The following is a 10,255-nucleotide window of genomic DNA, read 5'->3' on the forward strand; positions in this document are numbered from 1 at the left end:
TATCATAAAGACAACTCTAAAATCATAATTGCAAATACAACGATTTCCAACGGTTTAGCCTTTACAGCCGATAATACAACACTTTATTTTATTGATACACCAACTAAAAAAGTTGCTAAATATAATTATGATTTAGAAACTGGGAATGTTGAATTTGACACATATGTCATTGAATTTACTGATAAAGGAAGTCCCGATGGTATGACGATAGATAAAAATGGTATGTTGTGGATTGCAGAATGGGGAGGTGCTTGTGTTTCTCAATGGAATCCGCTAACAGGAAAAAAGCTAAATGAAATTGTGTTACCTTTTGAAAATGTAACCTCATGCTGTTTTGATCATAAAAATAACTTATATATAACAACAGCAAAGAATGAAAATAATACAGATTACAACAACGGAAGTGGTCTGTTTTATATTGAATTAAGCATAAACTAAAAAACCCATGAGCGCAGTTAAAATTAGTGTTATCGTTCCTATTTACAGAATAGAAAAGTATTTAGCACAATGTGTAGATAGCTTAATACAGCAATCATTTTTAGATTTTGAATTAATCTTAGTAGATGATGGTAGCCCAGATAATTGCCCTAAGATTTGCGACGATTACGCAGCAAAAGATAAGCGTGTTAAGGTCATTCACAAAAAAAATGGAGGCCTTTTATCAGCACGTAAAGCAGGCTTAGAAGCAGCAGTTGGGAAGTACATATCGTATGTAGATGGTGATGACTGGGTCGATAATTTTTATCTAGACACCTTATATAAACTTGCAGAAGCTAATAATGCCGATCTCGCTGTAACAGGCCATTTTAGAGAATTTAATGGTAAAATTGAAACGATAAAACCAAAATCTGCCGGAATTTATAATGAAACTGAAATTATATCTGATATAATTCCGAATGCTATCTACAATGGAGAATTTTGTGAACATGGCATGTCCACTTACGTTTGGAATAAGTTATTTAAAAAAGAACTATTAGAACAAGTGCTTTACGATGTACCTAATGATGTTATAATGGGAGAAGATGCTGCCATAACATATTCGTATTTAGCAATTTGCAAAAAACTCGTCATTAGTAAAATACCGCTATATTATTATAGACAAAGACATGACTCTATCGTAAAATCTATAGAAAATCCAAAAGTAGAATACTATAGACTCGGTTTACTAATGAATATACTCAAAACAAAATTGAGTCCAATAATGGACGAAACAACTTTAGATGAGCAGATCACTTATTACTTGTACTCACAAATTTTGGTACGATCTGGTGGCCTCATAAATAATGAAGTTAAGAATAACTTATTTAACCCTTTCTTAGAAACAAAAAATGGTTCTAAAGTTGTTGTTTATAGTTCGGGTTCTTTTGGTCAGCATATTTTATCTACAAACCTTAAAACCAACTATTTTAAAGTTATAAAATGGGTAGATGTAGATTTTCATGATTTAAAAATTGGGAAAAGTTCCGTTGAACCTATAAGTGCAGTGTCTAACGATGATATTGATTTTCTCATCATTGCAACTATCAATCCTTCTATTCATAAGTTAATTAAAACTGAATTAAAACTTATGGGAATAGATAAAGACAAAATAGTGAATATTGATACTGATTTAATTAGAATTAAAAGTCTAATAGCTGACTTAGGGTTTGACAAAGACTTTATTTTTAAAAAAGAATTAGCGGTTTAATACATCATTAAATCTCACAAGAAAAAACAAATACATGAAAAAAATTATAATACTTGGAGGAAACCCTGAAACCGCAGTCGTTGTAGATGTTGCAAATTCTATGGGATTACATACTATAGCCATTGATATGGGCATTAATTCTCCTGCAAAACAAAAAGCAAAAGAAAGCTACGATATTGATGTTTTTGAAGTTGAAAAAGTAGCTCAGATTGCCAAAGATAATAACGTTGATGCCGTATTGGTAGGTGTTGCGGATATTTTGGTTAAGCCTTATAAAGATATTTGTGATATTCTTAATATTCCATGCTACGCTACAACTGAAGCTGTGGAAGCCTTTTGTAGTAAAGATGGTTTTAAAAAATACTGCTTAGATTTTGATATACAAGATATACCTGGTATTTATATAGAAGGAGTAGAAAATATAGACAAACCTCATAATCTAGGCTATCCAGTAATGATAAAGCCTGTAGACAATGGTGGCGGTGTTGGCATGAAAATTTGTAGAGATGAGCAAGATTATAAAGATTCTGCCCGAACTGCTTTTGGCTTTTCTAAAAAAGGAGTCATTCTTGTAGAACGTTATATGGATTGTGATGATATGGCAGCTTATTACACCTTTAAAGATGGTGTAGCTCATATTTCTGCTATTTCAGACCGAATTACAACTAAAATACAAGGAGATGCGAGTCCGGTTTGTATTGGTGCCGTGTATCCATCTAAACATTCAGCGTTGTTTATAGAACAAATGCACCCTAAATTGTGTAAACTCTTTAAAGCCTTAAAAATTGAAAACGGAATTTTAAACATTCAGTTTTTTGTTGAGGATGGTATTGTTTATGCTTATGATCCTGGGTTTAGACTTCAAGGCGAAGCTCCACATTTTCATTTACTAAATATTCATGGTTTTGATCACAGAAAAATGCTATTAAACTTTGCGCTAACTGGCGTATTTGGCGATAACGACTTTGAAACTATAAACGACTACACATTTAATGGTAAAAAAGCTTGTACCGTTTGGGTATTACTTAAAGGTGGTAAAATAGATAGTATAAAAGGTTTAGATACTATTAAGGCAGACGATAATATTCACTTTGTATTAGAACGTTTTAAAGAAGGAGATACCGTACAAGAAGACTTCTTAGGAACAGAACGCCAAGTATATGCAAGAATTTACTTGGTTGTAGATTCTATAACCGAAGTCAATCAAAAGATTGAAAAAATTAAAAACACCTTAAAGGTTACAGACACTAACGGTAATAATATGATTTTAGAATGGTTAAAACCTTTTAAGGAAGACGATTACAGATAAACTTAAAAGAGGTCTAAAACGTATTATTGACTGTCATTTCGAGCGTAGTCGAGAAATCTAAAACTTAGATTACCAAAGGATTTCGACTAAGCTCAATCCGACAGTTTGTATTTTTACTAACTTTTTAGACCTCTTTTTATTCAATAATATCAACCTCAACGTTCTCTAACTCTATCTTTGAGACCATTTTTAAACCACCTTCACTAAACGCCTTACCTAAATTTTTCAAGCCAAAATACTGATCTGTTTCTTTATAATTTTTATAATCTACAAATCGTAGCCCATTAACATAACGTTCATTAAAAGCTGCTCTAAAACGCAGTCCTTTACCATCATCCTCATTATATGAATAGGCTAAATAATCTACTTTAAAAGATATCTTATTAATCCAATACAAAAAAACATCCTCATAGTCCTCGCCTCCACCTGCTTTGTTAAAAGTGATTTCTACTTTGTAATACGCTTTATTTCGTATTTCTTCTTCACCAAGAAGCTTTTTGTTAACTGCTTTATTATTGAGTCCATATGGCAAAACAGAGAAGTAATGAACTGAATTTACAGAGGCCATATATTTTGTAACCATAGAATCTTCAAGCTTAATTCTAGTATCATTTATAACACGTTCAAAACCATTATTTGTTAGTAAATCAAAAACGGAATCATTACTAGATTTAAAAATCCGTATTAAATTAAAATTGCCATGTTCTCTCCGCGCCATATAAAATTTGTCCCTAAAGTTGAATCTAATTATAGAGTTTTCAAATTTATCACCTCCAGCCACCTCTATAGACTTACTAATGATTTCATTAACAGATAAAGTATCCTTTTCTTGCTCGTTTTTACATGCAAAAAATAAAAATAGAACGATAAAAATAAGTAGTTGCTTCATACATATTAATTAAACAAATAAGGTCGTAAAGCTAAATATAAGATTACATACTTCAACTTTAAACCTAATACTTTTAACTCTTAACTATATAAACTACCTTTGTCCTATATGCAGAAAACAGTTAACATACTCAATAAAAAAGCTAAGTTTGAATACGAGATATTAGACAAATACACGGCTGGTATTGTGTTAACTGGTACAGAAATTAAATCTATACGCGCTAGCAAGGCCTCTATTGCCGAGAGCTTTTGCGAATTTAATGACCATGGTGAGCTTTTTGTTATTAATATGACTATACAAGAGTATGCATTTGGTAATTACTACAACCATAAACCCAAAGCAGAACGAAAATTATTACTAAACAAACGAGAGCTTAAAAAGTTAGAAAAAGAAGTAAATATTAAAGGTAATGCCATTATCCCAACCCGGTTGTTTATAAACGACAAGGGCCTTGCTAAATTAGAAATTGCATTAGGGAAAGGGAAAAAACTTTACGATAAACGCGATACTATTAAAGACCGTGATAATAAGCGTAATCTAGATCGTATTAAGAAAAATTTTCGATAACTTTAAGATTGTTATAACTTTTAGAAATTCTATTTTAGCCTATGTTTGGTGCAGTATAGATCATCTGCTATTAAAACATAGGGCTATACTAACTGTAACCAACAATCCGTTTTTATGCAAAAAAAATTAATATGCCTAGTGCTTTTTCTTATCTCACTAGGTCTAACAGCCCAAGTTGTTGGTACAATTACCGACTCAAAAAACACACCTTTACCCTTTGTAAATGTCATTATAGAAAACACATATAAAGGCACCACAACCAATGACGATGGCTATTACGAACTTAATATAAACCAACCCAAAACCTATACGATAGTTTACACTTATTTAGGCTACAAAACTGTAAAAAAAGAAGTGTCTATTGATAAATTTCCCTTTACCTTAAATATTGCTTTAGAGGAAGAATCTGTTTCCTTAGGTGAAGTTATTGTAAACGCAGAAGATAATCCTGCAAATGGAATTATAAGAAAGACTATAGAGAAACGAAAAGAAAACCTAGAGAAAATAAATTCTTTTAAAGCCGATTTCTACTCAAGAGGTCTTATAAGAATAAAGGATGCTCCAGAGAAAATTTTAGGCCAAGATGTTGGTGACTTGGGTGGTGGTTTGGATTCTACAAGAAGCGGTATCATTTATTTATCAGAAACCATTTCTAAAATACAATTTCTAAGACCAGATAAACTCAAAGAAAAAATCACAGCATCTAAAGTTAGTGGAGATGACAATGGTTTCAGCTTTAATAGTGCTTTAGATGTTGATTTTAATTTCTATAACAACACCATAGAATTTGGCAATGAGATTGTGTCACCAATTGCTAGCAATGCTTTTAACTATTATCGTTATAAATTAGATGGTGTATTTTACGACGAACGTGGAAACCTCATTAATAAGATAAGTGTCATCCCAAAACGAGAAAACGACCCTGTGTTTTCTGGTACGATTTACATTGTAGAAAACCAATGGACTATTTATGCAATAGAATTAAATTTAACAGGGACGCAGGCTCGTATTCCCGCAGCAGATTTAATAGCTCTAAAACAAAGTTTCACCTACACCGAAAAAGATGATCTTTGGCCCATCATTTCTCAGAGTATCGATTTTAAATATGGCATCTTAGGCATAAAGGGAGATGGCCGTTTTACCGCAGTATATAGTAATTATGACTTTAAAACTCCGTTAACCAATAAAGATTTTGGACGCGAAATCGTAGCGTTTGAAAACGAAGCCAATAAAAAAGACTCGTTGTTTTGGAAAACCATTAGACCTGTCCCACTAACCGTAGAAGAACGTACAGATTATATTAGAAAAGACAGTATTCAATTAGTAAAAGAATCTAAGCCTTATTTAGACTCTATAGATCGTGCTAATAACACGTTTAAACTAGGCAATGTTTTAGGTTACTCCTACCAAAATTCGCATAAGGATTATAGATTTGGTTATGACGTCCCTTTTGGTGGCATTCAGTTTAATACTGTACAAGGCTATACTGCAGAGACCAATATTTTCTTTACCAAAAATTATGACGAATTCAGACGATTTTTCAGAGCCAATGCGAGTCTACAATACGGCTTCTCTGATAAAAGATTAAGAGCAAGAGCATCATTAACTTATAAGTTTAATGATATAAACAGACGCTTTTTAACTGTATCTGGTGGTGAGGAAGTGGCACAGTTTAATCCTTCAAATCCTATTACACCTTTTGGAAACACCCTTGTAACCTTATTTATCGAAGAAAATTACATGAAGCTTTATCAACGACGTTTCATTCAACTTAACTATTCTGAAGAATTATTTAATGGGTTTAGATTTTACGCTGATATTGCCTACGAAAACCGAAGTGCACTATTTAATACCACAGACCAAACGTTTTATCCAAATGATGACAAGGTATATTTAACCAACAACCCAATAGATCCAACTAGTACAGCAGCACCCTTTATAAATCATAATATTGTAAAGCTAAATGTTACTGGCCGTATTAACTTTGGGCAAGAGTATTTAAGCTACCCAGATAGTAAATTCAATGTTTATAATGACAAATACCCAACGTTAGTTTTAAGTTATGAAAAAGGTTTGGGTGCAACTAACAAAGACTACAACTTTGATCAGGTTAAATTACGATTATACCAGTCTTTTAACATAGGAAACAAAGGACGTTTCGGTTACAATCTTAGATCTGGTCAATTTTTTAATGCTGAAAATATCGCCTTTATGGATTTTCAGCACTTTAATGGCAACCAAATAAAAATTAGTAGACGAGGAAATTACACAGATGTTTTTAACAATCTCGGCTATTATGATTTAAGTACCAACGATAGTTATTTAGAAATGCATGCAGAGCACGATTTTAATGGATTTATACTTGGAAAAATCCCAGGACTCAATAAACTAAATTTCAATCTTATTTTAGGCGCGCACAATTTAGCTACACCAAATAATAAGCCCTACCAAGAATTTACTGTTGGTATAGACAATATTGGTTGGGGAAAATGGAGATTCTTAAGAGTTGATTACGTAAGATCTTATCAAAGCGGATTTCAAAGTGATGCCATTTTGTTTGGTTTGAAATTCTTTTAACTTTATAGCATTGTAATTGCTGTTACTTGCATTGAATTTATTGAAGTAAAGCAATAATCCATTTGACTTTTAGATTAAACGGTATGAAGAAAATTTTAGCTGTTTTTATGTTCATAGGTTTGAGCATAAACGCCCAAGAAAAAACCAAAGACTACACCAAAAATGTAGCCACTTTAGACAATACTATTGAAACCTTATATTCGGTAATTTCTGGTGATAAAGGCTTTGAGCGCAACTGGGCATTGTTTAAACATCTGTTTCATAAAGATGCCAAACTAATCCCTACAGGTAAAACCAAAGAAGGTAAGCAAATAGCTCGATACATAACACCAGAAGAGTATATTAAAAGTTCTGGGCAATGGTTGGTACAAAACGGTTTTCACGAAGTTGAAATACATAGAGAAACACAAACCTTTGGCAACATTACGCAAGTCTTCAGCACCTATAAATCTTTTAAGAAAAAAGACGACAAGGAACCCTTTATGCGAGGCATTAACAGCATTCAGTTAATGAACAATGGAGAACGCTGGTGGATTATAAATATATTCTGGATGCAAGAGTCTAAGGATAACCCTATCCCAAAGAAGTATTTACCTAAGGAATAACAAAATTGATTGTCATTCCGCACTCAATGTAGAATCCATTTAAAAAAGTAGATTTCTGCCTTCGTAAGAATGACACTTTTTGGAATCTAATAATAACTCCGTACTTTTATAAAGAGAATCGAACACACACAAAAATGACAATAAAATCCTGTTCAAGCATAATCATAACATTAATATTTTCAATACTAAGTTATGCACAAACCACAACCCAAAAAGCAGCACCTACGTTTAAAGATGGACAAGCCCAGATTGTGGAAGCCTTTAATAATCCAAAAGAATGGATTCATCACGATTTGTGGGTAGAAACCGATTTCAATACTGATGGTGATAGTGATTTAGACCGAATGCATGTGTCTGTAACCAGACCAAAGCAAACCGACACTGAAGGTTTAAAACTGCCAATAATTTATGTAACCAGTCCTTACTTTGCTGGTGTTGCAGGAGATGCACCTGGCACAATGTGGAATGTAAAGCATGAGCTAGGTGATATTGGAGAAGACCGCTTTCATCCCGAAGTAAAACGACGTGCTGCACCAAGACCAATGATATCCTATTCGCACTTAAAAAAATGGGTGCCAAGAGGCTATATTGTTGTGCACTCGTCCTCGCCAGGTACAGGCTATTCTGATGGCGCACCAACCATAGGTGGTAAAAATGAATCTTTAGCACCAAAAGCAGTTATTGATTGGTTATGCGGACGCGCTAAAGGCTACACGGAACGAGATGGTAATGAAGAAGTAAAAGCAACATGGTCTACAGGCAAGGTAGGTATGACAGGGACGTCCTATAACGGCACACTACCCTTAGCTGCTGCAACTACAGGTGTTGAAGGCTTAGAGGTCATTATACCCATTGCACCAAACACATCGTATTACCACTATTACAGATCTAATGGCTTAGTGCGTTCACCAGGTGGATATTTGGGGGAAGATATAGATGTACTTTATGACTTTGTACATAGTGGAGATGAGGATAAAAGAGTACATAATAATAAAGCGGTACGTGATACTGAAATGATGAAAAATATGGACAGACAAACCGGCGACCTCAACGATTGGTGGGCTGCTAGAGATTACTTAAACCAAATGGATAATATGAAAGCTGCTATGCTAATGTCTCATGGTTTTAATGATTGGAATGTAATGCCAGAGCACAGTTACCGTATTTACAAAGCTGCAAAAGACAAGGGCTTACCAACTCAAATCTATTACCACCAGAATGGGCATGGTGGTCCACCTCCAATAGCTATGATGAATAAATGGTTTACCAAATATTTACATGGTATTGACAATGGTGTAGATAAAGAAAAAAACAAAGCCTACATTGTTAGAGAAAATGACGACACCCAAAATCCTACGGCTTATTTAGACTATCCAAATCCCGCTTCAAAAACAGTAAGTTTAAATCTTCTCTCTGGCGGTAATGGTATTGGTGGATTAACGCTTGGAAGTTCATCCAAAATAAAAGAAACGCTTGTAGATAATGTATCGTTCTCTGGTTCTGATTTGGCAAAAGCAGACAGCTCTGAAAATAGATTACTTTATGCAACACCAAAATTAAAGGACGATTTACATATTTCTGGTGTCGCAAGAGTAAGTATAACTTTATCTAGCAATAAACCAGCGGCTAATTTATCGGTTTGGTTAGTATCCTTGCCTTGGGATAATAATGCACCAGTTATAACAGATAATATTATTACACGAGGATGGGCTGATCCTAAAAACCATAAATCACTTTCTAAAGAAGAGGAATTAAAACCTGGAAAATTCTATACAGTAAATTTTGATCTTCAACCCGATGATCAAATCATTAAAGCAGGACAACAGATTGGTTTAATGATTTTTTCTAGTGACCAAGAATATACGCTTCATCCAAAAGCAGGGACTGAGCTAACCGTAGATTTAGCCAAAACAAAATTAGTATTACCTATTGTTGGTGGTAAAGCAGTTTATAGTAAGCGTACGGAATAACTTAAGTAAAATCATAGAATTCCCTTCCCTATGAGAAGGGTTAGGGATGGGCTTCCATTCAATTCTTATCCTCTAGTAAGGGTACAAAACGAAACTCACCAAATTCATGCTTTTCAAATTCCTTATCACTTTTTCTAATAAACAAGGTCATTATTTGAATAGCATCACCAACAGGAATTACCAAACGTCCTCCAATTTTTAATTGACTTAATAAAGGTTTAGGAACAAATGGTGCACCTGCCGTAACAATAATACTATTAAAAGGAGCTTCCTCTGGCAAGCCTTTGTAGCCATCACCAAAAATGAGTTTTTTAGCTCTATACCCAATCTTAGGTAAAAATTTTGAAGTTTTTTTAAATAATTCTTGCTGACGCTCAATACTAAAAACCTTAGCTCCAAGCTCAATTAAAACAGCACACTGAAAACCACTTCCTGTCCCTATTTCTAAAACTTTATCTCCTGGTTTTATTTGTAATAACTCAGACTGAAAAGCCACAGTATATGGTTGTGAGATGGTTTGGTCTGCTGCTATAGGAAAAGCTTTATCCACATAAGCATGGTCTATAAAACCAGAATCCATAAAAAGGTGCCTTGGAATATTTCCTATAGCTTTTAAAACAGCCTCATCTTTAATTCCTTTTTTAGCAAGCG

The 10,255-nt window shown here is 33.7% G+C and carries 9 protein-coding genes; 7 read left to right on the plus strand and 2 right to left on the minus strand.

Going from position 1 to position 10,255, the window contains the following annotated elements:
* From Q0800_RS12225 to Q0800_RS12235, 3 genes are all read left to right on the plus strand, one after another.
* On the plus strand, nt 1-438 hold a 438-nt coding region (locus tag Q0800_RS12225; RefSeq protein WP_299130159.1), incomplete at its 5' end, for an SMP-30/gluconolactonase/LRE family protein.
* 7 nt (nt 439-445) lie between these two features.
* Nucleotides 446-1,687, plus strand: coding sequence for a glycosyltransferase (locus Q0800_RS12230; RefSeq protein ID WP_299130164.1), 1,242 nt, complete (start codon nt 446-448; stop codon nt 1,685-1,687).
* Nucleotides 1,688-1,721: 34 nt separating this feature from the next.
* Entirely contained in the window at nt 1,722-2,996 is a 1,275-nt protein-coding gene (locus Q0800_RS12235; RefSeq protein ID WP_299130167.1) for a carbamoyl-phosphate-synthetase, read from the plus strand.
* Nucleotides 2,997-3,132: 136 nt separating this feature from the next.
* On the opposite strand, the gene Q0800_RS12240 is transcribed toward Q0800_RS12235, so the two are convergent.
* Nucleotides 3,133-3,885 carry a DUF6503 family protein gene (locus tag Q0800_RS12240; protein ID WP_299130170.1) on the minus strand — a complete coding sequence of 251 codons (753 nt, stop codon included), beginning with the start codon at nt 3,883-3,885 and terminating at the stop codon, nt 3,133-3,135.
* A 108-nt stretch (nt 3,886-3,993) separates the two neighbouring features.
* Here Q0800_RS12240 and smpB point away from each other — a divergent pair, with 108 nt between their 5' ends.
* From smpB to Q0800_RS12260, 4 genes are all read left to right on the plus strand, one after another.
* Complete coding sequence (smpB, locus tag Q0800_RS12245; protein ID WP_299130174.1) at nt 3,994-4,452, plus strand: SsrA-binding protein SmpB; 459 nt, start codon at nt 3,994-3,996, stop codon at nt 4,450-4,452.
* A 114-nt stretch (nt 4,453-4,566) separates the two neighbouring features.
* The gene (locus Q0800_RS12250) at nt 4,567-7,029 is read left to right on the plus strand and encodes a DUF5686 and carboxypeptidase regulatory-like domain-containing protein (protein ID WP_299130178.1); all 2,463 of its coding nucleotides are present in this window, start codon (nt 4,567-4,569) and stop codon (nt 7,027-7,029) included.
* Nucleotides 7,030-7,112: 83 nt separating this feature from the next.
* Entirely contained in the window at nt 7,113-7,634 is a 522-nt protein-coding gene (locus Q0800_RS12255; protein WP_299130180.1) for a hypothetical protein, read from the plus strand.
* 134 nt (nt 7,635-7,768) lie between these two features.
* Entirely contained in the window at nt 7,769-9,604 is a 1,836-nt protein-coding gene (locus tag Q0800_RS12260; protein WP_299130182.1) for a Xaa-Pro dipeptidyl-peptidase, read from the plus strand.
* Nucleotides 9,605-9,662: 58 nt separating this feature from the next.
* Here the strand turns inward: Q0800_RS12260 and Q0800_RS12265 are convergent.
* Nucleotides 9,663-10,255: protein-L-isoaspartate(D-aspartate) O-methyltransferase (locus Q0800_RS12265; protein WP_299130185.1), on the minus strand; the 593-nt coding region annotated here is incomplete at its 5' end.

The sequence above is a fragment of the uncultured Winogradskyella sp. genome (genome assembly GCF_937958655.1).
In the GTDB taxonomy this organism is placed as follows: Bacteria; Bacteroidota; Bacteroidia; order Flavobacteriales; family Flavobacteriaceae; genus Winogradskyella.

What these genes read in the sequence shown, in the direction of transcription:
- Q0800_RS12230 (WP_299130164.1), top strand. Translation starts at nt 446, where the DNA reads ATGAGCGCAGTTAAAATTAGTGTTATCGTTCCTATTTACAGAATAGAA.
- Q0800_RS12235 (WP_299130167.1), top strand. Translation starts at nt 1,722, where the DNA reads ATGAAAAAAATTATAATACTTGGAGGAAACCCTGAAACCGCAGTCGTT.
- Q0800_RS12240 (WP_299130170.1), bottom strand. Translation starts at nt 3,885, where the DNA reads ATGAAGCAACTACTTATTTTTATCGTTCTATTTTTATTTTTTGCATGT.
- smpB (WP_299130174.1), top strand. Translation starts at nt 3,994, where the DNA reads ATGCAGAAAACAGTTAACATACTCAATAAAAAAGCTAAGTTTGAATAC.
- Q0800_RS12250 (WP_299130178.1), top strand. Translation starts at nt 4,567, where the DNA reads ATGCAAAAAAAATTAATATGCCTAGTGCTTTTTCTTATCTCACTAGGT.
- Q0800_RS12255 (WP_299130180.1), top strand. Translation starts at nt 7,113, where the DNA reads ATGAAGAAAATTTTAGCTGTTTTTATGTTCATAGGTTTGAGCATAAAC.
- Q0800_RS12260 (WP_299130182.1), top strand. Translation starts at nt 7,769, where the DNA reads ATGACAATAAAATCCTGTTCAAGCATAATCATAACATTAATATTTTCA.